23 protein-coding genes and 2 pseudogenes are annotated in these 25,193 nt (G+C 77.3%); 7 read left to right on the forward strand and 18 right to left on the reverse strand.

The features are described from left to right. Nucleotides 1–27 precede the first annotated feature (27 nt). From panD to dacB, 14 genes and pseudogenes are all read right to left on the reverse strand, one after another. A complete protein-coding gene (panD, locus tag GC089_RS15665; protein WP_155378419.1) occupies nt 28–588 on the reverse strand; it encodes an aspartate 1-decarboxylase in 561 nt (186 codons plus the stop codon). After that, nucleotides 585–1,556, reverse strand: coding sequence for a pantoate--beta-alanine ligase (panC, locus tag GC089_RS15670; protein ID WP_155378420.1), 972 nt, complete (start codon nt 1,554–1,556; stop codon nt 585–587). The genes panD and panC overlap by 4 nt, the downstream gene beginning before the upstream one ends. Beyond that, nucleotides 1,553–2,611 carry a Rossmann-like and DUF2520 domain-containing protein gene (locus GC089_RS15675; protein WP_155378421.1) on the reverse strand — a complete coding sequence of 353 codons (1,059 nt, stop codon included), beginning with the start codon at nt 2,609–2,611 and terminating at the stop codon, nt 1,553–1,555. Before GC089_RS15675 ends, panC begins: the two co-directional genes overlap by 4 nt. 193 nt (nt 2,612–2,804) lie before the next feature. Continuing rightward, nucleotides 2,805–4,253: pseudogene (locus GC089_RS15680) on the reverse strand (PH domain-containing protein); the annotation flags it as partial. Between the two features lie 59 nt (nt 4,254–4,312). Continuing rightward, complete coding sequence (locus tag GC089_RS15685; RefSeq protein ID WP_155378422.1) at nt 4,313–4,834, reverse strand: PH domain-containing protein; 522 nt, start codon at nt 4,832–4,834, stop codon at nt 4,313–4,315. 85 nt (nt 4,835–4,919) lie between these two features. Beyond that, nucleotides 4,920–5,411, reverse strand: a complete 492-nt coding sequence (locus GC089_RS15690; protein WP_155378423.1) for a DUF3180 domain-containing protein — start codon at nt 5,409–5,411, stop codon at nt 4,920–4,922. Then, nucleotides 5,408–7,135: a 2-amino-4-hydroxy-6-hydroxymethyldihydropteridine diphosphokinase gene (gene folK / locus GC089_RS15695; RefSeq protein WP_155378424.1), complete on the reverse strand. Its 1,728-nt coding sequence runs from the start codon at nt 7,133–7,135 to the stop codon at nt 5,408–5,410. The genes GC089_RS15690 and folK overlap by 4 nt, the downstream gene beginning before the upstream one ends. Further along, nucleotides 7,132–8,070, reverse strand: a complete 939-nt coding sequence (gene folP, locus GC089_RS15700) for a dihydropteroate synthase (RefSeq protein ID WP_155379281.1) — start codon at nt 8,068–8,070, stop codon at nt 7,132–7,134. Before folP ends, folK begins: the two co-directional genes overlap by 4 nt. A gap of 83 nt (nt 8,071–8,153) precedes the next feature. Next, complete coding sequence (gene folE, locus GC089_RS15705; protein WP_196250925.1) at nt 8,154–8,756, reverse strand: GTP cyclohydrolase I FolE; 603 nt, start codon at nt 8,754–8,756, stop codon at nt 8,154–8,156. A gap of 76 nt (nt 8,757–8,832) precedes the next feature. Then, complete coding sequence (gene ftsH, locus GC089_RS15710) at nt 8,833–10,878, reverse strand: ATP-dependent zinc metalloprotease FtsH (RefSeq protein ID WP_155378425.1); 2,046 nt, start codon at nt 10,876–10,878, stop codon at nt 8,833–8,835. 131 nt (nt 10,879–11,009) lie between these two features. Further along, nucleotides 11,010–11,564, reverse strand: coding sequence for a hypoxanthine phosphoribosyltransferase (hpt, locus tag GC089_RS15715; protein WP_155378426.1), 555 nt, complete (start codon nt 11,562–11,564; stop codon nt 11,010–11,012). Nucleotides 11,565–11,567: 3 nt separating this feature from the next. Beyond that, complete coding sequence (gene tilS, locus GC089_RS15720) at nt 11,568–12,662, reverse strand: tRNA lysidine(34) synthetase TilS (protein ID WP_155378427.1); 1,095 nt, start codon at nt 12,660–12,662, stop codon at nt 11,568–11,570. Continuing rightward, nucleotides 12,659–13,768 carry a zinc-dependent metalloprotease gene (locus tag GC089_RS15725; RefSeq protein WP_155378428.1) on the reverse strand — a complete coding sequence of 370 codons (1,110 nt, stop codon included), beginning with the start codon at nt 13,766–13,768 and terminating at the stop codon, nt 12,659–12,661. Before GC089_RS15725 ends, tilS begins: the two co-directional genes overlap by 4 nt. A gap of 117 nt (nt 13,769–13,885) precedes the next feature. After that, nucleotides 13,886–15,298: a D-alanyl-D-alanine carboxypeptidase/D-alanyl-D-alanine-endopeptidase gene (gene dacB / locus GC089_RS15730; protein ID WP_155379283.1), complete on the reverse strand. Its 1,413-nt coding sequence runs from the start codon at nt 15,296–15,298 to the stop codon at nt 13,886–13,888. Nucleotides 15,299–15,449: 151 nt separating this feature from the next. Between dacB and GC089_RS15735 the strand changes: the two genes are divergently transcribed. After that, complete coding sequence (locus tag GC089_RS15735) at nt 15,450–15,950, forward strand: inorganic diphosphatase (protein WP_155378429.1); 501 nt, start codon at nt 15,450–15,452, stop codon at nt 15,948–15,950. A 112-nt stretch (nt 15,951–16,062) separates the two neighbouring features. Here the strand turns inward: GC089_RS15735 and GC089_RS19360 are convergent, their stop codons facing one another. Both GC089_RS19360 and GC089_RS15740 read right to left on the reverse strand, forming a co-directional pair. Beyond that, a complete protein-coding gene (locus tag GC089_RS19360) occupies nt 16,063–16,389 on the reverse strand; it encodes a C40 family peptidase (protein WP_370514121.1) in 327 nt (108 codons plus the stop codon). Next, on the reverse strand, nt 16,329–17,603 hold the full coding sequence (locus tag GC089_RS15740) for a glycoside hydrolase (RefSeq protein ID WP_230684876.1): 1,275 nt from the start codon (nt 17,601–17,603) through the stop codon (nt 16,329–16,331). Before GC089_RS15740 ends, GC089_RS19360 begins: the two co-directional genes overlap by 61 nt. A gap of 434 nt (nt 17,604–18,037) precedes the next feature. Here GC089_RS15740 and GC089_RS15745 point away from each other — a divergent pair, with 434 nt between their 5' ends. The 6 genes and pseudogenes from GC089_RS15745 (at nt 18,038) to GC089_RS15770 (ending at nt 23,653) form a co-directional block, all read left to right on the forward strand. Beyond that, the gene (locus tag GC089_RS15745; RefSeq protein ID WP_155378430.1) at nt 18,038–19,357 is read left to right on the forward strand and encodes a bifunctional o-acetylhomoserine/o-acetylserine sulfhydrylase; all 1,320 of its coding nucleotides are present in this window, start codon (nt 18,038–18,040) and stop codon (nt 19,355–19,357) included. A 102-nt stretch (nt 19,358–19,459) separates the two neighbouring features. Beyond that, a complete protein-coding gene (locus GC089_RS15750; protein ID WP_230684877.1) occupies nt 19,460–20,698 on the forward strand; it encodes a homoserine O-acetyltransferase in 1,239 nt (412 codons plus the stop codon). Nucleotides 20,699–20,754: 56 nt separating this feature from the next. Further along, nucleotides 20,755–21,093: pseudogene (locus GC089_RS20225) on the forward strand (maleylpyruvate isomerase N-terminal domain-containing protein); the annotation flags it as partial. Between the two features lie 77 nt (nt 21,094–21,170). Beyond that, a complete protein-coding gene (locus tag GC089_RS19365; RefSeq protein WP_230684878.1) occupies nt 21,171–21,482 on the forward strand; it encodes a hypothetical protein in 312 nt (103 codons plus the stop codon). A gap of 94 nt (nt 21,483–21,576) precedes the next feature. After that, nucleotides 21,577–22,548, forward strand: a complete 972-nt coding sequence (locus tag GC089_RS15765; protein WP_155378433.1) for a zinc-binding dehydrogenase — start codon at nt 21,577–21,579, stop codon at nt 22,546–22,548. Between the two features lie 97 nt (nt 22,549–22,645). After that, complete coding sequence (locus tag GC089_RS15770) at nt 22,646–23,653, forward strand: alpha/beta hydrolase (protein ID WP_196250928.1); 1,008 nt, start codon at nt 22,646–22,648, stop codon at nt 23,651–23,653. A 25-nt stretch (nt 23,654–23,678) separates the two neighbouring features. On the opposite strand, the gene GC089_RS19370 is transcribed toward GC089_RS15770, so the two are convergent. After that, entirely contained in the window at nt 23,679–23,918 is a 240-nt protein-coding gene (locus GC089_RS19370) for a hypothetical protein (RefSeq protein WP_230685268.1), read from the reverse strand. A gap of 419 nt (nt 23,919–24,337) precedes the next feature. Further along, complete coding sequence (locus tag GC089_RS19375; protein WP_230684879.1) at nt 24,338–25,048, reverse strand: hypothetical protein; 711 nt, start codon at nt 25,046–25,048, stop codon at nt 24,338–24,340. Nucleotides 25,049–25,193 lie beyond the last annotated feature (145 nt).

Genomic DNA, 25,193 nt, shown 5'->3' on the forward strand with positions numbered 1-25,193 from the left:
GGGCCGCCAGGCGGGTCGCGAGGTGCGTCACCGGGTGCCGGGGGCGCCCGTGCCCGGATGACCGGGCGCGTGCGGCGCGGGCACCTGCCCGGGGTGCCCGGCGACGCCGCCGGCAGGCGCGTGCGGACCGGCGGCGACAGCCGCGCGACCCTCCGCGAGCGGCAGCCCGCTGGGCACGAGGCCCGCCTCGGCCGTCCACTCCGACGGCACCTGACCCGGGTCGTCGTCCACGTCGACCATCCGGTTGTCGGCGTCCACGAGCACGACGTGCGGCGAGTACGTCCGCGCCTCCGCGTCGGACATCGTGCCGTAGGCGATGACGATGACGACGTCCCCGGGGCGCACCAGGTGGGCGGCGGCACCGTTGACGCACACCTCGCCCGACCCCGCCTCGCCGGCGATCGCGTACGTGGTGAGGCGCGCGCCGTTCGTCACGTCGACGACGTCGACCTGCTGCCCGGGCAGCACGTCCGCCGCCGCCAGCAGGTCCGCGTCGACCGTGATCGAGCCGACGTAGTGCAGGTCCGCCGCCGTCACGGTCGCGCGGTGGATCTTGCCCGTCATCATCGTGCGCTGGAGCGTGGTCATACGGCACCTCCGGCCGTGCGCCGGCCGTCCGCCTGCGGGGCGTCGACCGACGGGGTCTCGGCCCGCAGGGTCACGGGCGCGTTGTCGATGAGCCGCGTCGCACCCACGCGCGCCGCGAGCAGGAGCAGCGCGTCGGTCGTCGTCGCGTCGGCCTCCCCGAACGTCGCGGGGTCGACGAGCGCGACGTAGTCCACCGCGTCCTGCGGTGCGAGCCGGTCGTCGAGCACGCGCCGGGCCGCGGCCAGCACCGCGCCCGGTCCCTCCCCCGCGGCCGCGGCGCCCGCCTCGAGCGCGGCGGACAGCGCGAGCGCGCGCGTGCGCTCGTCGGGCGAGAGGTAGGCGTTGCGGCTCGAGCGCGCGAGGCCGTCGTCCTCGCGGACGGTGGGGTGCGCGACGACCTCCACGGGCACGTCCAGGTCGCGGACCATCCGGCGCACGGCCGCGAGCTGCTGCGCGTCCTTCTGGCCGAACAGCGCGACGTCCGGGCGGGTCAGGTGCAGCAGCTTGAGCACGACCGTCAGGACGCCGTCCAGGTGGCCGGGGCGCGCAGCGCCCTCGAGCACGTCGCCGAGGCGCCCCGCCGTCACGCGCACGACCGGGTCGCCGTCCGGGTAGACGACGTCGGCCGTCGGGGCGAGGACCACGTCGCCCTCCCCCAGCAGACCGGGTCCGGTCAGCAGACGCAGGTCGCCGTCGAGGTCGCGCGGGTAGCGGTCCAGGTCCTCGCCGGCCCCGAACTGCAGGGGGTTGACGAAGATCGTCACGACGACCGCGTCCGCGAGCTCGCGCGCGCGGCGCACGAGCGCGAGGTGCCCCTCGTGCAGCGCGCCCATCGTCATCACGACCGCGCGCAGGTACGGCCGGCCGGAGTCGGCCGCGTCGGCGGCCGCGAGCGCGGCCTCGTCCTGCGCGTCCAGCGCCGCGTCGAGCGCCGCGCGGTCCTGCACCAGCACGGGACTGGTCGTCATGCGTCCTCCTGCGGCGAGGTGCCGCCGTCGTCCTGCCCGTCGTCCTGCCCGTCGTCCGGCCCAGCCGGGCCGGGGGCCGGCCCGGGGCCGTCCTGTGGGTCCAACGCGCCGGGGCCGGCGTTGATGCCCGCGAGCGCGTCGAGCACGCGCTGGGCGTCCGCCGGCCCGAGCAGCCCGGCCGCCAGCGCCCGGGACGCCGCCGCACGGGCCAGGGCACCGTACCCGCTCGGCACGTCCACCGCCCCCGTCCGGGTCCCCAGTGCGGCCAGCGTCACAACGTGCTCGCCGACCGTGCCCGCGTCGCCGCGCCGCACCGGCCCCGTCAGGGCGCTGATCGCGCCCGGGCCGTCCGGGCCGGCGGCGTCCTCCGCCCGCAGCGCACCGTCCAGGGCCGCGTCCAGCAGCGGGCGCAGCACGCGCCCGGGCTCGGGCACACCGGCCGCACGCAGCGCGTCGGACGCCTGCGCGACGAGCACCACGAGGTGGTTCGCGGCGTGCGCCAGCCCCGCGTGGTACAGCCCGCGCGCCTCCTCCTGCAGGACGACGGGCTCACCGCCGACCTCGACGACCAGCGCCTGGCCGATCGGCAGCACCGGTGCGGGGGCCGTCACGGCGAACGCGCAGCCGGCCAGGCGCGCCAGGTCCAGGGACGTGCCCGTGAACGTCATGGCCGGGTGCAGCGCGAGCGGGATGACGCCCGCCGCGCGCGCGGGCGCGAGCACGTCCACCCCGAACCGTCCCGACGTGTGCACCACGATCTGGCCCGCCTGCCACCCACCGGTCTCCGCCACGCCGCGCACGAGCCCGGGCAGCGCGTCGTCCGGGACCGCCAGCAGGACGAGCTCCGCCCGGCGCACGACCTCCGGCACGTCGACCACGGGCACGCCCGGCAGCAGCGTCGCGGCGCGCTCGCGCGACTCCTGCGACACCGCGCTCACCGCCACCACCGGGTGCCCGGCGCCGGCGAGCGCGCTGCCGAGGACGGCGCCGACGCGCCCCGCCCCGACGACGCCGACCCCGAGCCGGCCCGGACGGGCGGCGGGGTCGGCGCTCACCGGCCGTCCCCGGGGCGCCCGGCGACGTGGGGGCCGACGCGGGGGGCGACGTGGCGTCCGCCACCGGCGCGCCGGCGGCCGACCCGATCGACGCGGGGGCGTGCGGCGCCTCCGCCGCCCGCATCCACAGCTCGGGGCCGGCGACGGCCCGTGCCTGCCGGGCCCGTTCCGCCTGCTCGTCGAGCAGGGCCCCGGCGACCGCGCCGTCGAGGTGCGCCACCTGCGGCGACACCGGGCCCGGCGTGGAGTGCGCGACGAAGGTCGCCACGCCGAGGCGGCGCTGCACCGGCCCCTGCGTGACGGCGAGGCTCTGCGTGCGCTCGTGCGGTACGACCACGACGGTCCGCCACCAGCGGCCGGACCGCATGATCAGCGCGGTGCGCGTGACGAGGACGCCGTGCCGCCGCCACCCGAGCGGGTCCAGCCAGCGGGCCCGGCGCGGCGCCGGGGTGAACCCGCCGTCGTCCTCGGTGCCCGCGCAGGCCGCGTCGAGCGCGCCGAGCGGGTCGTCGGTGCCCAGGTCGGGCAGCACGAGCCACAGCGCGACCGCGGCCTCCTGCCGCGTCGCCACGGGGTGCAGCACGGACGCGTTCGTCGCCTCCGGCCCGTACCCCGCGACGTTCATCTCGACCCGCCACCAGTCGGGTCCCCGCCAGAGCGGGCCCTGGGTGAGCCGGACGGCCTGGACCCGTCCGGGCGGGACGGTCTGCGTCCGCTTCTCGCTCAGCCCGTGGCGCAGCCGGATGCCGTCCGGGGACGTGGCGGCGCGGAACGTCGCGCCCGAGTTGAGCCGGCCCCACACGTAGCCGCCGACACCGAGCGCACCGGGACCCACGAGGAACAGCGGCCCGACCTCGCGCGTCATGACCACGGCGACGAGCGCCCCGACGACGGCGGCGACGAACACCCACGGCGCGGTGGAGCGCAGGATCGAGCGCACGAGGCGGGGCATCGGCAGCTCGTACACGACCTGCTCGGGAGCGGCCTCGAACGTGGGCGCCACCGGGTGGGCGGGCGGCGGACCCGTGAGGTCCGCGCCGGTGGGGCCGGCGGTCCCCGCGCCGGGGTGGACGTCGTCCGCGGTCGCGCCGTCCCCGGCGGGCGTCGCACGCAGTCCGCCGGCCGCCGACGTCGCCGCGTGCGCGCTCGCGCCGCCGTCCGCCGGCGCGCCCGGGCGGGCCGCCGCGGGACGCAGGCCGGCCGCGAGCGCGAGGATCTGCGCGCGCAGCGACTCCGCGTCCGACTCCCGCAGGAACGCGAGCTGCACGGCGGAGCCGGTCCCGCCGGCGACCTCGAGGTTGAGCTGCGCGAGGCCCAGCAGGCGCGCGAGCAGCGGCTGCACCACGTCGACGGCCTGCAGCCGGTCGAGCCGCGCCTGCCGCTGCTGGCGGAACAGCAGCCCCTGGCGCAGGTGCACCGCCTCGTCCGTCACCGCGAACCGGGTCACCCGCCACGCGAGCGCCGAGTACACGAAGCCGACGAGCGCCACGAGCGCGAGCCCGCCGAGCAGCACGAGCCACGCACGCCCCGGCCCCACCCACTCGGCGAGGTTGCGCAGGTCGTCGCTGACCTGGAAGCCGATGGCGGCGACGACGGCCGCGAACACCTTCCACCCGCGCAGGGCCGGCGTGACCGGGTGCATGCGCCGCCAGTCGTACGCCTCCTCGGGCGCCTGCTCCGGCACGGGCCGGACCTCGGCGCTCACAGCCCCGCCAGCCGCGCCTCGCCACGCGACGCGAGCCGGTCGCGCAGACGCGCCGCCTCCTGCGGGGGCAGGCCGGGGATCGTCGCGTCGGTGCCGGGCGCCGCCGTGTGCAGCTGGACCGTCGCGATGCCGAACCGCCGCTGGACCGGCCCCGCGCTCACGTCCACGTACTGCATGCGCCCGTACGGCACCACCACGAGCTGGCGGAACAGGATGCCCCGGCGGATCAGCAGGTCGTCGGCGCGCTCGGCGTACCCCAGCGCGCGGACCTGCCGGCGGACCAGCACCGCGGACCACGCGAACAGCAGGGCGAGCGCGGCGGGGAGCACCCACAGCCAGGCGACCCCCACGAGGGCCGCGACCACCGCCGTGACGACGACCAGCCCGCCGCCCCACAGGCCGATCAGCAGCAGGCGCACGGTGGCCAGGCGCGTCGACACGGGCGTCCACGTCACGTCCGCCGGGTCGAACGGACCGGTGGACGGCGCGGGGGCACGCCCCGGGGTGTCGGTGGTCATGGCCTCATCCTGGCACCGGCGGCAGCCCGGCGGTCCCTCCTGCGGACCGTGGGCCGCCCGGGCCCGGCGACGGACGGGGGCGCGCTCAGCCCGCGGTGGGGTCGGCGTCGGGCTCGACGCGCCGCTCGGCGTCGGCGTCCGGCGGGGGGATGCGGCAGAAGTGCTCGACGACGAGCCCGACGACGGCGAGCACGAGCGCGCCCAGCGCGGCGACCCCCGCGGCGGCGGCACGGGTCGGGTTGCCGGGCACGTCGGCGTCCGTGAGCAGCGACAGCGCCTGCCCGCCGTACCAGCCGACGAGCAGCGCACCGGTGTAGCAGGACGCCTTGGCGAGCACCGCGGTGCGCGCCGCCCGCAGCGGGTTCAGCGTGGGTCGCCTGCCCTGCTGGTACTGCCGCACCGACCAGCCGAGCGCCAGCACGACGCCGGCGATGACGAGCTCGACCGCGACGACGAGCCACGGCACCTCGGGCGGGGTCGCCGCGCCGCGCGCGACCGTCATCCGCATGACCCACCAGGTGACCGCCGTGACGGCGGCCGCGAGCAGGACGAGCGTGCGCCGGCGGGTCGCGCTCACGGTCGCGGCGCGTCCCCGCGCGCCTCGCCCGCCCAGGGCGCGGGTCCGGACGGCGGTACCGACGGCGTGGTGCCCGTGACGGGCAGGAACGGCCGGGGGCCCTCGGGCGGCGGCCCCGCCGGGTCCACCGACCCGACCGGGTCGAACGGGCCCGAGCGGGTGCGCTGCGGGTGCGCGTCGTCGGCCGCCGGCGGCTGCGCCGGCTCCGGCCCGTCGGGCTCCGGGCTCGCGGCGGGCACGGGGGTGGTCAGCCAGTCGAGCGCCATCCAGCGCACGCCGTCGCGGTCGGGCGCGGTCGCGGCGAGCTGGGCCACCGGTCCGCCGCCGAGCCCGGGCAGGACGGCCTCGGGGTCGACCTGCGCCCAGGGCTCCAGCACGAACGCACGCTGGTGCGCCCGCGGGTGCGGCAGCTCGAGGTCGTCGGTCACCGCGAGGGTGCTGCCGTGCACCACGATGTCGATGTCGAGCGTGCGCGGGCCCCAGTGCTCGAGCCGCTCGCGGCCGTGCCGCTGCTCGATGGCGTGCACCGCGCGCAGCAGCTCGCGGGGGGCGAGCGTCGTGCGGGCGACGACCACGGCGTTGAGGTAGTCGGGCTGCTCCGGACCGCCGACCGACGCGGTGCGCGCGAGCGGCGAGACCGCCAGGACCTCGAGCCCCGGGACGGACGCGAGGTCGGCGACCGCCTGGCGGAGGGTCTCCTGCGCGGGCCCCAGGTTCGCGCCCAGCGCGAGGACGGTCTGCACGGGCGCGTCGGGCGCGCGGTCGAGCTCGTCGGTCAGCACCTCGCCCTCGGCGACGTCGTCGTCCGGCCGCACCGGCGGCATGAGCTGCGTGCGGTCGTCGCCGAGCGGGCCGGCGGACGGTGTACCGCCCTCGCCGGGCCCGGCGTGGTCGGGCTCGTGGCGCAGGGCGTCGGTGTGGACCGGGTCGTGGTGGAGCGGGTCGTGCCGGAGCGGGTCGTGGTGGGGCGACGGGACCGGGCCCGGAGGCGGCAGCGGGCCGGTCGGCGACGAGGCGTTCGCCGACGGGCCGGTCGGCGCGCCGGGTGCGACCGCCGGCAGCACACCCGTCGGCACCGCACCGGTGGGCGCGGGTCCGACCACGAGCGGCGTCGTGCGGTCCGGGCCCGCGTCGGGCGTCGGCAGCTCCACGGGCAGCTCGGCCGGGTCGTGCGGCAGGTGGGCGGCCTCGGTGGTCACCGCCACGCCGGGAGCGGGCGTCACGGGCAGCGGTGCGGTCTCGGGCCGGGGCGCCGTCCGGTGCCCGGTCTCGGCCCGGCGCACCTCCCCCGTCGCGGGTCGGTACGGCTCCGCAGCGGGCAGCTTCGTGCGGTCCCGGCGGATCGCCACGACGACGTCGCCGAACGGCACCGTGATGGGCGCCTGCGGCTTGTGCACCGCGACGTCCACCGCCTGCACGTGCGGCTGGGCGAGCACCGTCGCCGCGATGCGCTCGGCGACGGTCTCCACCAGGTCCGCGGGCTCACCGGCCAGCACGGCCGCGACGTGCTCCGCCAGCACGCCGTAGTTCACGGTGTGCGCGAGGTCGTCGCTCGCCGCCGCGCGGCGCGTGTCCAGGTGCACGACGACGTCCGCGACGAACGTCTGCCCCTCGCGGCGCTCGTGCGCGAACACCCCGTGGTACCCGGTCGCACGGATCCCCTCGAGCCTGATCTGGTCGAGCCGGCGGCCCTCGCCGTCCTGCACCTCGTCCTGCGTGCTCACCGCACTCCCTCCGGTCCGGGCGTCCGACCCGCAGCATGCCCGACGCGCCCCGTCGCGCGCCCGCGGTCGGTCCCGCCCTCCACGTCGTCCCGCCCCTCCACGTCGTCCCGCCCCACGTCACGGGCGTCCTCGCCGGTCCCGCCCGCCGCACGCCACGCCGCCGCCACCCGCACCGCGTCCGCGGACGCCGCCACCTCGTGCACCCGCACGGCCCACACGCCCGCGGCGGCGGCCAGCGCCGTGACCGCAGCGGTGGCGTGGTCACGGGCCGCGGGCGCGGCGGGTGTGCCGTCGGGACCGGCGAGCAGGTGGCCGAGGAAGCGCTTGCGGCTGGCGCCCACGAGCACGGGGAAGCCGTCGGCGACGAGCTGGGGCAGGTGCGCCAGGAGCGGCCAGTTGCTCGTCCCCGTCTTCGCGAACCCGAGGCCCGGGTCCAGCACCACCTGCTCGTCGCGCACACCCGCGGCCCGCAGCGCCTCGACCCGGGCGGCGAGCTCGCGGCGCACGTCGGCGACCACGTCGTCGTACCGGTCGTGCGCGTCCATGACGTCGGCGTGGCCGCGCCAGTGCATCGCGACGTAGGCCGCCCCGGTGCGCGCCACGACGGCGGCCATCTCGGGGTCCGCCATGCCGCCGGAGACGTCGTTGACGAGCACGGCACCGGCCTCGACGGCGGCCTGCGCCACGGAGGCCCGCGTGGTGTCGACGCTGACCGCGGCCCCCTCGGCCGCGAGCCGCCGCACGACCGGCAGCACGCGGGCGCGCTCCTCCTCGACGGGCACGCGCGCGGCTCCCGGCCGCGTCGACTCCCCGCCGACGTCGAGCAGGTCGGCCCCCTGCGCGGCCAGCTCGAGGCCGTGCGCGACCGCCGCGTCGGGGTCGAACCAGCGCCCGCCGTCCGAGAACGAGTCGGGCGTGACGTTGACGACGCCCATGACGAGCGTGCGTGCCGGGGCGCGCAGCGGCGCCGGCAACGCGGCGAGACGCTGCTGCGCGGTCACGGGCACGCCGCCCGCGCTCAGCGCCCGGCGACGAGGCTCATGGCCTCGGCGCGCGTGGCGACGTCGCGCATCTGACCGCGGACCGCCGACGTCACGGTGCGGGAGCCGGGCTTGCGCACGCCGCGCATCGACATGCACAGGTGCTCGCACTCGACGACGACGAGCACCCCGCGCGGCTGCAGCACGTCGACGAGCGCGTCCGCGACCTGCGACGTCAGGCGCTCCTGCACCTGCGGCCGGCGCGCGTACACGTCGACGAGGCGGGCCAGCTTCGACAGCCCGGTGATGCGGCCGTCCTCGCCGGGGATGTAGCCGACGTGCGCGACGCCGTGGAACGGCACGAGGTGGTGCTCGCAGGTGGAGTACACCTCGATGTCGCGCACGAGGACCATCTCCTCGTGGCCCAGGTCGAACGTCGTCGTCAGGACGTCGCGCGGCTCCTGGTACAGCCCGGCGAAGATCTCGCGGTAGGCGCGCGCCACCCGGCCCGGCGTCTCGCGCAGACCCTCGCGGTCGGGGTCCTCGCCCACGGCGAGCAGCAGCTCGCGGACCGCGCGCTCGGCGCGCTCCTCGTCGAACGGACCGACGGCCCTGCCGGCGCCGCGGCCCGTGTCACCGATCGGCACGATGACCGAGTCCGGGTCCCGCCGGGTCACGTCCTGCTCGGTCACGCCCGCCTCCGTCCGCTCCCCCACGTCAGTGCTGCCCGCCGGTGTCCGGGGTCTGGCCGGGCGGCACCTCCACGACCGCGGTCGCCGGACGCTCGCCGCTCGCCGCGGCTGCCTCGTCCTGCGGGACGACCGGGTGGCCGTTCTGCGCCGCCTTCTCGGCCGGCGTCATGACGGGTCCGCGGTCGCTCACCGCGCGGTCCTCGCCCGAGAGCCACACGTCGCGCGGGGGGCGCTTGGTGATCGGCGCGAAGACCTGCGCGAGCTGCTCGGCGTTCAGCGTCTCCTTCTCGAGCAGCTCGAGGACGAGGTGGTCGAGCACGTCGCGGTACTCCACGAGGATCTCGCGGGCCTCGTCGTGCGCGCGCTCGATGAGCGCCCGCACCTCGACGTCGATCGCCGCCGCGACGTCCTCCGAGTAGTCGCGCTGGTGGCCCACGTCGCGACCGAGGAAGACCTCGCTCGACTCCTGGCCGAGCTTGATCGCGCCGAGGCGCGCGCTCATGCCGAACTGCGTGACCATCTTCCGCGCGGTCGCGGTGGCCTTCTCGATGTCGTTGCTGGCGCCCGTGGTGGGGTCGTGGAAGACGAGCTCCTCCGCGACGCGGCCGCCCATCGCGTACGCGAGCTGGTCGAGCAGCTCGTTGCGCGTCGTGGAGTACTTGTCCTCGACCGGCATGACCATCGTGTAGCCGAGGGCGCGCCCGCGCGGCAGGATCGTCACCTTCGTCACCGGGTCGGTGTAGCGCAGCGCCGCCGCGACCAGGGCGTGCCCGCCCTCGTGGTACGCGGTGATCTTCAGCTCCTTGACGTTCATCACGCGGGTGCGCTTCTGCGGCCCGGCGATGACGCGGTCGATCGCCTCGTCCAGCGCGTGGTCGTCGATGATCTGCGCGTTCTTGCGCGCGGTGAGCAGCGCCGCCTCGTTGAGGACGTTCGCGAGGTCGGCACCCGTGAAGCCGGGCGTGCGGCGCGCGACGGCCGTGAGGTCGACGTCCGGCGCCATCGGCTTGCCCTGCGCGTGCACCTGCAGGATGCGCTCACGGCCCTTGAGGTCCGGCGGCTCGACGGCGACCTGGCGGTCGAAGCGACCGGGGCGCAGCAGCGCGGGGTCGAGGATGTCCGGCCGGTTGGTCGCGGCGATGAGGATGACGTTCGTCTTGACGTCGAACCCGTCCATCTCGACGAGCATCTGGTTGAGCGTCTGCTCGCGCTCGTCGTGCCCGCCGCCGAGGCCCGCGCCGCGGTGCCGGCCGACGGCGTCGATCTCGTCGACGAAGATGATCGCCGGCGAGTTCTCCTTCGCCTGCTGGAACAGGTCGCGCACGCGGCTCGCGCCGACGCCGACGAACATCTCGACGAAGTCCGAGCCCGAGATCGAGTAGAACGGGACGCCCGCCTCGCCCGCGACGGCGCGCGCGAGGAGCGTCTTGCCGGTGCCGGGCGGGCCGTACAGCAGCACGCCCTTGGGGATCTTCGCGCCGACGGCCTGGAACTTGGCGGGCTCGGAGAGGAACTCCTTGATCTCCTGGAGCTCCTCGAGCGCCTCGTCCACGCCCGCGACGTCGGCGAACGTGACCTTCGGCGACTCCTTGCTCACGAGCTTGGCGCGCGACTTGCCGAAGCTCATGACGCGCGAGCCGCCGCCCTGCATGTTCGACATCAGGAACCAGAACAGGCCCAGGATGATGACGAACGGCAGCAGGATGCCGAGCAGGCTGCCCCACCAGGACGGCTGCGGCACCTTCGACGTGAAGCCCTCGGCGGGGTCGGCCGCGGTCACCGCGTCGACGACCTGCTCGCCCTGCGGCGTCACGTAGAAGAAGTAGACCTGCGTGCCGAGGTCCGTGTCCTCGTCGGGCTTGTACGCCTCGGAGAGGGTCAGGTCGACGCGCTGCGTGCCCTCGGTGATGAGGACCTGCTCGACCTTGCCGTCCTCGAGCAGCTCGAGGCCCGTGGACGTGTCGACCTGCTGGACCGCGGGGACGCGCAGCATGCTGAAGGCGACCACCGTGAGGACGACGGCCAGTGCGACCCACAGCAGGGGGCCGCGGACGAGACGCTTGAGGTTCATGGGCGATCGGGGCCTGGCCCCTCATCCTCCGCTCGCAGGGACACCGGGCCTCGACGGTACACGGCGGCGCTGGACGTTCCCTGGGTGTTCGCCCAGGGCACAGCCGCGCGGTGGACCGGCGTCCGGTCGGGTCAGTCGCCGTACACGTGCGGGGCGAGGGTGCCCACGAACGGCAGGTTGCGGTACCGCTCGGCGTAGTCCAGGCCGTAGCCGACGACGAACTCGTTCGGGATGTCGAAGCCGACGTAGCGCACCGGCACCTCCACCTTGGCGGCCTCCGGCTTGCGCAGCATCGTCGCGATCTCGACGGACTCCGGCCCGCGCGAGCGCAGGTTCGACAGCAGCCAGCTGAGCGTCAGCCCGGAGTCGATGATGTCCTCGACGATGAGGACGTTCTTGCCGGTGAGGTCGGTGTCCAGGTCCTTGAGGATCCGCACGACGCCGGACGACTTCGTGCCCGACCCGTAGGACGAGACGGCCATCCAGTCCATCGCGAGCGGCACGCTCAGCCGCCGGGCCAGGTCCGCCATCACCATGACCGCGCCCTTGAGCACGCCGACGAGCAGCACCTCCCGCCCGGCGTAGTCCGCATCGATCTGCGCCGCGATCTCGTCGAGCCGCGCGTGCAGCTGCTCCTCGCTCAGCAGCACCCGCTCGAGGTCGTCGCCCATGTCCGACGCGTCCACGTCTCACTCCCGCCCGTCGTGCTCGTCGTCGTCGCGCCGCCGCGCGCGGGCCGCTGCACCCGACGTGGCGTCGGGCCGGCCGAGGTAGAGCCTGCCACACGCCCGGCGTGCGACCCGTCCGCCCGGCAGGTGCGCGTCGCCCTGCCCCCGCCAGTCGACGACGAGCGCCTCGACCGCCAGGACGTGCGTGCGCGCGAGGGCGCCCGCGGGGACCCCCGCGCGCGTCGCCGCGGTGTGCAGCGCGCGCCGCCGCAGCGCCGCGGGCGCGGCCGCGAGGGCGTCGACGTCGAGCGCGAGGACGTCCCCGTCCCCCGGTCGCAGCGCGTCCGCGAGCAGGTCGGCCGCGAGCGCGTCGAGGGCGTCCGCGGACTCGGCGAGGGCGTCGGCCGTGCGCGCGAGCGCCGGTGCGACGCCGGGGCCGAGGACCTCCTCCAGCAGCGGCAGGACGTCCCGCCGGACACGGCTGCGCAGCGGCAGCGCACCGGCGTCCGGCCCGGTGCCCGCCCCGCGCCCGTTCGTGGGGTCCTGCCACGGGACGAGCCCCTGCGCGGCGCACGCCGCCTCCGTGTCGGCGCGGCGCAGCGCGAGCAGCGGACGGCGGAGCACGCCACGCACCGGGCGCATGCCCGCCAGCGCGCGCTCGCCGGAGCCCCGCGCGAGCGCGAGCAGCACGCCCTCCGCCTGGTCGTCGAGCGTGTGGCCGAGCAGCACCGCGGCGGCGCGCTCCTCCCGGGCCACCTCGTGCAGCGCGCCGTACCGGGCCTCGCGCGCCGCGGCCTCCGGACCGCCCGCGGCGCCGACGTCGGCGCGCACCACGCGCACCGGGTCGAGGCCCAGCGCGCGGCACGCGTGCGCCGCGGTCTCCGCGACCGCGGCCGACCCCTCCTGCAGACCGTGGTCCACGACGACCGCACCGGCGACGAGGGCGCTGCCCGTGCGCGCGCGGCGCCGCGCCTCGTGCGCGAGACCCGCCGCGAGCGCGAGGGAGTCGGCACCGCCCGAGCACGCGACGAGCACGGTCGCGCCGCCCGGGACGTCCGCGAGCGCGCGCCGCACCGCCGTGCGCACCGCGGCGACGGCGGGGGCCGGTCCGCTCACCCGTGCACGCGCCGCACCCACGCGGCCGGGTCGCCGACCTCGGCGGCCGTCGGCAGCGCGGCGGCGCCCGACCACACCGCGTTGAACCCGTCGGGACCCACCGTGCGGCGCACGGCCCGCACGAACGCCGCGCCGTCGCGGTACTGCGCCAGCTTGAGGTCGAGGCCGAGCAGGCGACGCAGCACGCGCTCGACCCCGCCCGCGCGCGCCGCCTGGTCGCGCCGGCGCTCGAACGCGCGGCGGATGCTGCGCACGCTCGGCACGACCCGGGGGCCGACCTCGTCCATCATCACGTCCGCGTGCCCCTCGAGCAGCGCCATGACCGCGCTGACCTCGTCGAACACGGTCCGCTGCCGCGGCGTGAGCACCTGGAGCACGCCCCCCGACCCCTCCGGGCCGGTGACGGCGCGCACGAGGGCGCCGAGCAGGTCCTCGAGGCGCGGCCCCGCCGTCCGCGCCGCGCGGTCGCGGGGCCGGTCGGGGCGGGGCGCGAGGTCGGCGAGGTCGGACAGCAGCTCGGCGGAGCGGGCGCGCAGGTGCGCGGCGAGCCACGGGGCCGCGGCGAACTGCAGGGCGTGCGTCTGCTCGTGCAGCGACACCCAGAGCCGGAAGTCGTGCGGGTCCACGCCGAGCGCCCGCTCGACCTGCAGCACGTTCGGCGCCACGAGCAGCAGCCGCCCGACCTCCCCCTCACCCGCCGTGAACGGGTCGAACTGCCCCAGCACCTTCCCCGCCAGGAGCGCGAGCACGCCGCCCGCCTGCGCGGCGGCGGCGAGGCGGGCCGCGTCCGGGACCTCGACCGGGGTGCCGTCGCTGCGCCGCGCGAGCGGGGCGGCCATGACGGCGAACATCTCCGCGTTGGCCTGCGCCCAGCGCGGCCGGTCGACGACGTGGACGCGGGCGAGGACGTCCGCCGGCCGCCCGTCCGCGGGGGCCATGCCCGTGGCGTCCACCACGTGCCGTGCGGCGACGCCCGCCGACGTGCGCAGCTCGGCGACGAGCGCCGCGAGCTCGTCCCGGCCGGCCGTCGGGCCCGGCGCGGCGAGGCGTCCGGCGACGCGGGCGGCGGCGTGCCAGTCGACGGGTCCGGCGGTGGCGGGGTCCATCGGGTCACGGTAACCCCGCGGCAGGCCGCGGGGCGGGCCGGGCCGGGCCCGGTCCACGGCCCGGTCGACCGAGCGGCCCGCGTCACCGCGGCCGGCGGCGTCCGGGGTCCTCCGGGGTCAGCGGCAGCCGCAGGCGGCGAGCGCGGTGACGAAGCCGTCCACCGCCTGCCGCGGCGCCCACTGCCCGCCCGGGGGCGTCTGGTCCGCCATCACGACGAACGCGAGCTGACGCCGCTGCGCGTCCAGCACGGTGCCGGCCAGCGACGTCACCGCGGGCAGGCTGCCCGTCTTGGCGCGCACGAGCCCCCGTGCGGGCGAGGACGTGAAGCGGTCGTGCAGCGTGCCCGTCAGGCCGGCGACGGGCATCCCCGTCCCGACGTCCCGCAGCGTCGGGTGCGCGGGGTCCGCCGTGAGGCGCACCAGGTCGACGAGCAGCGACGGCGACAGCGACGACGTCGTCGCCAGGCCCGACGCGTCCACGAGCCGCGCGCCGGTCACGTCGACGCCCAGCGCCCCCACCGCGCGCAGCACCGCCTGCGTCCCGCCCTCGAAGCTGCCCGGCAGGCCCGCGTCGACGGCGACCAGCCGCGCGACCACCTCGGTGACCGTGTTGTCCGAGGTGTCGAGGAAGTAGTGCGTGACGTCGGCGATCGGGGCCGACTCGACGCGCGCCAGCTCGGGGCCCTCGGCGGGCGAGGACGCACGCGTCGGCCTCCCCTGCACGGTGACGCCGGCCTCGGCGAGCCGCTGCGCGAAGACCTCCGCCGCCGCGACCGACGGGTCGGCCGCGCGCGGCGGGTAGTCGCCGGGGCGGAGCTTGGCGAGGTCGACGGCGAGCGGCGTGACGGGGGCGGTGAAGCCCATGTCGACGTAGTCGGGGTCCCAGACCGGGTGCTCGGTCGGTCCGCTGAAGAGGGTGTCGTCGACGACGAGCTCGACCGTCGTCGTGCCGCGCAGCGCCAGCGCACCCGCCGTGGCACGCGCGAGGTCCGCCATGCCGGCGTGCCCGAGCACGGCGTCGGGGTCCCCCTCGCCCGCGGCGAGCATCACGTCGCCGCCGGCGACGAGGGCGATGCGGTCCCCGTCGAGCGCGAGCACGCGCGTCGCGAGCCGGGCGTCGGGGTCCAGCTGCGAGAGCGCCGCGACCCCGGTGAGGAGCTTGGCCGTGGACGCGGGCACGCGGCCCGCGTCCGGCTGGTGCGCCGCGAGCACGTCGCCCGTCAGCTGGTCGGCCACCACCACACCCACCGAGGGGCCCAGGCGCGGGTCCGCGACGAGCGCGTCCACGAGCGCCTGCACACCCGCCGACGACGGCGGCGGCACCTGCGGGTCGAGGTCCGCCAGGGCCCGCGCGACGGCTGTCGGCTCGGTCGCGCCGGGCGCCGTCGGGAACGGCGACGGGTCCGGCACGGGCGGTGCGAGCGTCACCAGCCCGGGGACGACGTCGTGGGCGTCCGCCGTCGCGTACGCCCCCGCGCCGAGCACGAGGACGAGCGCGGCGGTGCCCGCCACGCGCGCCGCTGTGGTCATCGTCACCCGCCCTGCTCGTGCGGGTACCGGTACCGCCCCGCCGGTGCGCCACACTACTGTCCGAGACAACGGCGCCCGGGGAGACGACGCGCCCAAGGTCACCTGAGTCCGCACCGAGGGCCGGCGGGTGGGGACGCGTGGAGGAAGCACAGTGGAGTTCGACGTCACGATCGAGATCCCCAAGGGGCAGCGCAACAAGTACGAGGTGGACCACGCGACCGGGCGCATCCGCCTCGACCGCATGCTCTTCACCTCGACCCGCTACCCCGACGACTACGGCTTCATCGAGGGGACCCTCGGTGAGGACGGCGACCCGCTCGACGCGCTCGTGCTGCTCGAGGAGCCCACGTTCCCGGGCTGCCTGATCCGCTGCCGCGCGCTCGGCATGTTCCGCATGCGCGACGAGGCCGGCGGCGACGACAAGGTCCTGTGCGTCCCGACGGGCGACCAGCGCGCCGCCTGGCGCCAGGACATCGACGACGTGTCGGACTTCCACCGCCTGGAGATCCAGCACTTCTTCGAGGTCTACAAGGACCTCGAGCCCGGCAAGTCCGTCGAGGGCGCCCACTGGGTGGGCCGCGCCGAGGCGGAGGCCGAGATCGAGCGCTCGCGCCAGCGGGCGATCGACGCCGGGTACGACACGGGCCACTGACCGCCGCCCCGCCGCGGCGCACGACGACGCCCGGCCCCCTCCTGCGAGGGTGGCCGGGCGTCGTCGCGTCCGGGCCCGCCGGGACCGACGAGGCCGGCGGGACGCCGCAGGGTCAGGGGCGGCCGGCGAACGGCATGGTGCCCGACCAGCGCATCGCGACCTGGCGCAGCGGGACCCCGGGGCGTGACGCCTCGACGATCTGGCCGTTGCCGGCGTAGACGGCGACGTGCGTGATGGAGTCGGGGTTGTTCGGGTTGCTGCCCCAGAACACGAGGTCGCCGGGGCGCATCTGGTCGTAGGAGATCTTGAGGACCTGCTTGTACTGCTCCCTGGACGTGCGGTTGAGGTTGACCCCTGCGGAGCGCCACGCACCGGAGGTCAGGCCCGAGCAGTCGTACCCGTTCGGGCCCGTGCCGCCCCAGACGTACGGCAGGCCGATCTTGCTCTGCGCCCACGCGACGGCGGCGGCGCCGGCGGCGGCGGAGCCGCGCGAGGTGCCCGTACCGAGCCCGTAGGGGGTGCTCGGGGCGGGTGCCGGAGCGGGGGCGGGGCGGGCGCAGGTGCGGGGGCAGGGGCGGGCGCCGGTGCGGGCGCCGGTGCGGGGGCAGGGGCGGGGGCCGGTGCGGGGTTGGCCGGGGCCGGGTTCACGGGGGACGGGTTCGCGGGGGCGGGCGCCGGGTTCGCGGGCGCCGGGTTGGCCGGGGCCGGTGCGGCCGGGGCCGCGGAGCCTCCGGACGGTGCGGCCGCCGGGCGCAGGCGCTCCGCCTGCGCCGCGGCCTCCGCACGGGCCCGGCGCTCGGCGTCGAGCGCGTCCTGGCGGGCGCGCTCGACCTCGGCGCTCGTCTGGCGGGCGGCCGCGAGCGCGGCGATGAGGCCCTCGCGCTCGGCCTGGCCGGCACTCAGGGAGGCGTCGGCGGCCGCCTGCGCGTCCTGCGCCGCCGCGAGCGCGTCCTCGGCGGCGGCCGCGGCGTCCTCGGCCTCGGCCGCGGCCTGCGTCGACCGCTTCTGCATCGTCTCGGCGACGAGCAGCGCGGCCTTGAACGCCTGGACGGCCTCGTCGGCCTTGCCGGTCGCACGGTTGAGCGCCGTGGACCGCCGGGCGACGTCCTGGAAGCCGTCGGCCGACAGCACGGCCTCCAGCGCCTCGACCGAGCCGCCCGAGCGGGCGAGCTGCCGGGCCACCGCGACGAGCCGCTGGCGCGCCTCCTCCGCCTCGGCGCCGGCGGCCTCGGACCGGGCCGCGGCCTCCTGCGCACGGGCCCGTGCGGCGTCCGCGTCGGCGAGCGCCTGCGCGTAGTCCTCGCCCGCCCCCTGGACCGCGACCTCGGCGGCGTCCGCCGAGGCGGCGAGCTCCGCGAGGCGCACCTCCATCTGCGCGACCGACCGCTGCGCCTGGCCGACGGCGGCACGGGCGTCGCGCACGTCCCGGTCGCTCGGCGCGGCGTCCGCGAGCGTCGCGGGCGACGCGACGAGGCCCAGCGTCAGCAGGCCGACGGGGGCCACCGCGAGCACGCGCCGGTGGCGCGTCCAGGCGCCCGGCCGGGCGGTGGCGCGGGGGGCGGCGAGGTCGGCGCGGGGTGCGGCGGCAGCGCGCGGGCGGGTGTCCGCCGGGCCGTCCGTCGGGGCGGCCGCGGGCGTCGTGTCGTCGTGCACCTTCGGCACGCTACCCGCGCCTCTCCCTCTGGTGAACACCTGTCACACACGTCCCAGAAGTCACATCCGTGTGGTTCGGGAGCAACCCGGACAGACCTTCTCGGCCGACCGGGTGAACCCCTCGTCCGGGCCCTCCCGCGAGCGCCGGGACGTCGGCGCGCGGCCCCTTCGGTACCGGCCGTTCGTCCCAGTGGGCGAGACGCGCGTACCGCCTCTCGGGACGCCGCACGTACGCTCGGTCACATGTCCCGCCGAATGTGTCGCTGACCAGCGCACGCTCGGCCGTACCCGCGGCCGGTCGCTCCACGCGGCCGCCGCCGAGCCCCGGCTCGTCCCGTGCGCACCACCCCCGCGGGCGGGCGACGGCAGCGCGCTCCTCGGGTCTCCCCCGTCCCGACCGCCGGTCCCCGGCGCCGCCCCCAGGAGCAGCACCCATGAGCAACGAGAGCTGGAGCTTCGAGACCCGCCAGATCCACGCGGGCCAGACCGCCGACGCCGCCACCGGCGCCCGCGCCCTGCCGATCTACCAGACGACGTCGTTCGTCTTCGACTCCGCGCAGCAGGCGGCGGACCGGTTCGCGCTCAAGGAGCTCGGCCCCATCTACACGCGCATCGGCAACCCCACGCAGGAGGTCGTCGAGAACCGCATCGCGGACCTCGAGGGCGGCGTCGGCGCGCTGCTGCTCGCGTCCGGCCAGGCGGCCGAGACGTTCGCGATCCTCAACGTGGCGGAGGCCGGCGACCACGTCGTCGCGAGCCCGTCGCTCTACGGCGGCACGTACAACCTGCTGCACTACACGCTGCCGAAGCTTGGCATCGAGACGACGTTCGTCGCCGACCCGCACGACCCGCAGGCGTGGCGCGACGCGGTCCGGCCGAACACCAAGCTCTTCTTCGCCGAGACCATCCCGAACCCCAAGTCCGACGTGCTGGACATCGAGTCGGTCGCGGGCGTCGCGCACGAGGTCGGCGTGCCGCTGGTCGTGGACAACACCGTCGCGACGCCGTACCTGGTCAACCCGCTGCAGTGGGGCGCCGACGTCGTCGTGCACTCGGCGACGAAGTACCTCGGCGGGCACGGCTCGGCGATCGGCGGCGTGATCGTCGACGGCGGCACGTTCGACTACGCGCAGCACCCCGAGCGCTTCCCGAACTTCAACCAGCCCGACCCGTCGTACCACGGGCTCGTGTTCGCGCGGGACCTCGGCGTCGGCGGCGCGTTCGGCGTCAACCTCTCCTACGTCCTCAAGGCGCGCGTGCAGCTGTTGCGGGACCTCGGTGCCGCGATCAGCCCGTTCAACGCGTTCCTCATCGCGCAGGGCATCGAGACGCTGTCGCTGCGCGTCGAGCGGCACGTGGCCAACGCGCAGAAGGTCGCGGAGTGGCTCGAGGCGCGCGAAGACGTCGTGCGGGTGCACTACGCGGGCCTGGAGTCCAGCCCGTGGCACGCGAACCAGCTGAAGTACGCTCCCCGGGGCGCCGGTGCCGTCCTCGCGTTCGAGCTCGAGGGCGGCTCGGCAGCCGGTCAGGCGTTCGTCTCGGCGCTCGAGCTGCACTCGAACGTGGCGAACATCGGGGACGTGCGCTCGCTCGTCATCCACCCGGCGTCGACGACGCACAGCCAGCTGACCCCCGAGGAGCAGGAGCTCTCGGGCGTGACGCCGGGCCTCGTGCGGCTCGCGGTCGGCATCGAGCACGTCGACGACATCCTGGCCGACCTGGACGCCGGCTTCCGGGCCGCCAAGGGCGCCTGAGCACGGACCGCGACACGAGGAGCACCACCCGCATGACGACGCCCCGCCCCGCCCCGGCACCCCCGCACCGTCCGACGCGTCCCCGCGCGTCCCGGTGCGGCGATGCCGGGCGGGGCGGGCGACGCCGCCGGCGCCGCGCCCGACCTGGGCCGGTGGACGCGCCGCGGGGCCACCCTGGGCGCGCGGCGGCCGCTGCCCGCCCGCGGACCGGTCCCCGCGAGCGCGGCGTGGCGCGACGGGGACCCCGTCGGGCGACGGCAGTTCGCGGACCTCGGCCCGTTCGCGCTCGAGTCGGGCGGCCGCCTGCCCGCCGTGCGCCTGGCGTACGAGACGTGGGGCGAGCTCGACGCGGACGGCGGCAACGCGGTGCTCGTGCTGCACGCCCTGACGGGTGACTCGCACGTCACCGGTCCCGCCGGGGACGGGCACCCGACGGCCGGCTGGTGGCAGTCGATGGTCGGGCCGGGAGCGCCGATCGACACCGACCGCTGGTTCGTCGTCGCGCCCAACGTGCTGGGCGGCTGCCAGGGCTCGACCGGCCCGGCCTCCACCGCGCCGGACGGGCGGCCGTGGGGCAGCCGGTTCCCGCTGCTGACCGTGCGTGACCAGGTCGCCGCGGAGGTTCGGCTGGCGGACCTGCTGGGGATCGACCGCTGGGCGCTCGTCATCGGCGCGTCGATGGGCGGGCTGCGCGTGCTCGAGTGGGCCGCCTCCGCGCCGGAGCGCGTCGAGTCGTTCGCGGCGATCGCGACGTGCGCGCAGACCGGCGGCGACCAGATCGCCGGCTTCCACACCCAGCTCAACGCGATCCTCGCCGACCCGCGCTACCGCGACGGCGACTACTACGACGCCGCCGACGGCGACGGCCCGCACGTGGGCCTCGGCATCGCCCGGCAGATCGCGCACCAGACGTACCGCTCCGCGGCGGAGCTGGACGAGCGCTTCGGGCGCATCCCCCAGGGGGCCGAGGACCCGCTCGAGGGCGGCCGCTTCGCCGTCCAGTCCTACCTGGACCACCACGGCGACAAGCTCGCGCGGCGGTTCGACGCGAACACCTACGTGACGCTCACGCGGTCGATGATCACGCACGACCTGGGGCGTGACCGCGGTGGCGTGGAGGCGGCGCTCGCCCAGGTCACGGCGCGCGGGCTCGTCGTCGCGGTCGACTCCGACCGGCTGTTCCCGCCCGCGCAGTCGGAGCGCGTCGCGGCCGGGGTGCCCGGGGCCGGACCCGTGCGCTACGTGCGCTCCGCGCACGGTCACGACGGCTTCCTCATCGAGGAGGACCAGGTCGGCGCCCTGGTCACGGACTTCCTGCGGGAGCGCGCCGGCCACCGCTGACCGGGACGCACGCGCGGGTGATGCCCGGCGGCCGGGCGGCGCGGCACGATGGGCGGATGCGCACCGGAGCCGACGTCGCCACCGCGAGGGCCGCCCTCCAGGACCAGTGGGACGGCCTGCGCCGCTGGGTCGACCAGGTCGGGGACCCGACGCTCGCCGCCGCACCGTCCGTGCTCGACGGCTGGACGGTCGGGGAGCTGTGGGCCCACCTCGGCCGCGCGCTGGAGGCCCTGACGGTGTGCACGCCGGCCGCCCCCGGCGCGGCCCCGCTCTCGCTCGCCGAGTACCTGCGCTCGTACGCCGCGCACGCGGACGACATCGCGGAGACCACCCGGCGGCTGGCCGCCGAGCACGCCGACGACCCGGTCGGGCGGTCGAGCGCAGCGCAGGGGCGGCCTTCGCACGCCTCGACGCGCTCGGCCCCGGCGACCCGGTCGTGCAGGCCCGGCGCGGACCGGTCCGGCTGTCGACGATGGTCGTCACCCGCGTCGTCGAGCTCGTCGTCCACGCGGACGACCTGCTCGTCTCGGTCCGCCGCGCCCGCCCCGCCGACGCCGTGCCGGACCCCGTCCACCCCCGCGCGCTCGGGCTCGTGGCCGACGAGCTGCTGGCGATCGTCGTCGCGCGCGGCGGCTGGGACCTCGAGGTGACCGACGCCCGCACGTGGGTGCGCCTGGCGGCGGGACGCATCACGTACGACGTCGACGTGCTCGCCGACGCCCTGCGCGCGCGCTACACGTCGGACGCCGTGCCGGACCTCGGCCGCGTCCTCCCGCTGCTGTGAGGCCGGCGCCCCCGGGGCGGGCGCACGGACGCCGCGTGTCAGCGACGCGGGGTGCGGGTCGGGTGAGCGGGCACGGCAGGGCTAGCGTGACGGCATGCTGAGCGCCCGCGTCACCGCGTTCTCCGCCGACGACCCGCTGTCCGGGCTCGAGGTCGGCGACGCCTCCGAGCCGGACGTCCTCGCCCACCCCCCGGCCGGGTGGACCACGGTCGAGGTGCGTGCGGCGTCCCTCAACCACCACGACCTGTGGTCGCTGCGCGGCGTGGGGCTGGGCGCCGACCGGCTGCCGATGGTGCTCGGCACGGACGCCGCCGGCGTGACCGAGGACGGCCGCCCGGTCGTCGTGCACGCCGTGGTGGGCGGGCCGGACGGGCGCGGCGTCGACCCGGACGAGCCGCGCTCGCTGCTCTCCGAGCGCTACCCGGGCACGCTCGCCGAGCGCGTCGCCGTGCCCGCGTGGAACGTCGTGCCCAAGCCGCCGGAGCTGGGCTGGGTCGAGGCGGCGTGCGTCCCGACCGCGTACCTGACCGCGTACCGCATGCTGTTCCGGTCCGGCGGGGCCCAGCCGGGGCAGCGCGTGCTCGTGCAGGGCGCGGGCGGCGGGCTGTCCGTCGCGGCCGTCCAGCTGGGCGCGGCGGCGGGCCTGGAGATGGTCGTGACCGGCCGGGACGCGGGCCGCCGCGAGCGCGCGCTCGCGCTCGGTGCCGCGGCGGCGGTCGAGCCCGGTGCGCGCGTCGGCCGCGTCGACGTCGTCCTCGACAGCGTCGGGCGCGCGACGTGGGAGCACTCGGTCCGCTCGGTCCGGCCGGGCGGCCGGGTCGTCGTCGCCGGCCTGACGTCCGGCGACCCCGCGCCCGCGTCGCTGACCCGGGTGTTCTTCCAGGAGATCAGCGTCGTGGGGGCGACCATGGGGACGCGGGACGAGCTCGGGCAGGTGCTCGCGTTCCTCGCGCGCACGGGTGTGCGCCCGCTCGTCGACTCGACCTACCCGCTGGCGCGCGCGGCCGACGCGCTGGGTCGCATGTGGCGCGGGGAGCAGTTCGGCAAGATCGTCCTCGAGGTCTGACGCCGTCCGGCGGGGAGGAGCGCACGTGGAGCCGACGACGGGCACCGGCGCGCCCGTCGGTCCGCCGCCGGGCGCGCCGGTGCCGCCCGCGCCCGACGTGCCCGCCACGTCCGCCCCGCCGGCGTGGACGTCGGACGACCTGCGCGCCGACGCGTGGCGGCCCGACGTCCTCGGGGACGGCTTCGAGGCGCGGCTGCTGCCGCTCGCGGACGACGACGAGGGACCGGTCGTCGCGACGCTCGTGCGTCACCGGCCCGACCCCGACCTGCGGCCCGCACGCGCCGTGCTGTACGTGCACGGCTGGTCCGACTACTTCTTCCAGGCGCCCCTCGCCCACTACTGGCACGGCCTCGGCGCCGCGTTCTACGCGCTCGACCTGCGCAAGTACGGGCGCTCGCTGCGCCCGCACCAGACCCCCGGGTACGTCGAGGACCTGCGCACCTACGACGAGGAGATCGGCCTGGCCCTCGCACGCGTGCGCGCCGAGCTCGGTCCCGTCGCGCGGATCCTGCTCATGGGCCACTCGACCGGCGGGCTCACGCTGTCCCTGTGGGCGGCCCGGCACCCGGGGCAGGTCAGCGGGCTCGTGCTCAACAGCCCGTGGCTGGAGCTGCAGGGGTCCTCGATCGTGCGGCACGTCAGCGCGCCCGCGATCCACCAGATCGCGCGCTTCCAGCCGCGCGCCCCGCTGCCGAACATCGACCCCGGGTACTACGCGCGCACGATCGCGGCGGCGACGGGCGGCGAGTGGACCGTCGACGAGCGGTGGCGCCCCACCCCGTCGTTCCCCGTCCGCGCCGGCTGGCTGCGCGCGGTGATCGCGGGCCACGCGACGGTCGCGCGCGGGCTCGGCATCGACGTCCCCGTGCTCACGGCGCTGTCGTCGCGCACGCTCATCAGCCCGCGCTGGACCGACGACATGCGCTCGGCGGACATCGTGCTCGACACCGAGGCGATCGCCCGCCGGACCATCCACCTCGGCCCGGTGAGCACGCTCGTGCGGGTCCCCGGCGGCATGCACGACCTCACGCTGTCGGCGCGGCCGGCCCGCGAGCGGTTCTACGCCGAGGTCACGCGCTGGCTCGCGGCGTACGGCTGGGGCTGACGGGGCCGGCCGGCCCGGGCGCACGTCAGAGCGAGTCCGTCGCCTCCGCGAGCGTCGGACCGCCGTCGCCGAGCCGCCACGCGCGCCACCCGTCCACGCCCTCGACGCCGGAGACGAGGGTCGCCGCCTCGTCCGGCGACGCGACGCGCGTGCCGTCGGGGAGCTCGACGAGCCCGTCGGGCATCAGGAGTGCCGTGAACCGCTGCCCGCGGCGCTCCCGCGCCCACACGAGCGTGGTGACGGCCCGGCGGCGCTTCGCGAGCATCGCGAGCTGCGGGTACGGCCACCCCTCGCGCGCGGGTGCGGGACGCTCCGCGCCGGTGGTCGTGCCCGAGGGGGCGGGGGCCGAGGGCGCCGCGGTGAGCGGGTCCGCGGTGAGCGCGTCCGGCGTGCGGACCACCGGCGTGGGCGCGGTGTCGGCGTCCGCGTCCTCGTCCGCCTGGCCGCCGGGCACCCGCAGACGCAGCCCGGCGACGGGCGTGAGCGTCGGCGCGTCCGCGCGCGTGGCCGCCCCGGCGCCCGCGTCGGGCCGGTCGGACGGGGCGCGGCTGTCCAGCGGCTCGCGCTGCGGCGGCGGCTCCGGCGTGGGTCCGGCGGTCCGGAACGGCAAGGGGGTCGGCTCGGTGACCGTCCCGCGGCGGCCGATCGGCACGGGCGCGGGCGGCTCGGGACGGACGGGCGGCGTCACCGCGCGCAGCTCCCCCGTGGGGGGCGCCTTGCGCACCGGGGCCGTGGGGCCGCGCTGCTGGTCCTCGTAGGCGACGGACGCGAAGCCCTCGCTGGACCGCACGAGCCGCAGTGCGGTCGGCTCCACCGAGCGGCGCGCGCCCTCGTGCAGCGCGAGCGGCGACACGTCGAGCAGGCGCCGCTCGTCCCCGCGCACGACGCCGACCTGCAGCACCTCGACCTGCCGCGCCGGCCCCGCAGGAAGCCGAGCGTGTCCGCCGCCTCCGCGGCGACCTCCGAGCAGAGCAGCAGCAGCCGCACGCCGTCGCGGCGGCTCGTCTGCGCGCCCGCCGGCACGTGCTCCCGGAACGCCGCGAAGTCGACCGCGAACCGGCTGGGGTCGGCGTGGTACGCCCGGGCGAGGTCGGACGTCGTCATGCGCCCGGCGGCGCCGCCGTGGCGCAGCGCGGCGACGATCGCGTCGTCGTCGAGCACCTGGGCGACCTCGACGACGACGGGGCGGCCGGCGGCGTCGAGCGCGAGGAGCTCGGGCAGGTCGCCGCGGTCGGCGGCACCCGCGCGCGAGCGGACGACGAACAGGGGCTCCCCGGCGATCGCGGCCAGGTGGTGCGTGACGAGGGCGCCGACCTCCTGCGCGAACGACCCGGCGAGCGGCTGCATCGGCTGGACGAGACGGGGGCGCCCCTCGTCGAGCTCGAAGATCGGCATGTCGCGTCCGGGCCCCTTCTGGGCACGCGCCCGCGCCGGGGCCGTGCACCGTCGCCGTGGGCGCGCGTCATCCGCACGCGCCTCACGGGCCACCACTGTCCCATGCCGGGACGGGCCACGTCAGCCCGTCGTCACCCCCGCACAG

It is taken from the genome of Cellulomonas sp. JZ18 (assembly GCF_009720485.1).
In the GTDB taxonomy this organism is placed as follows: Bacteria; Actinomycetota; Actinomycetes; order Actinomycetales; family Cellulomonadaceae; genus Cellulomonas.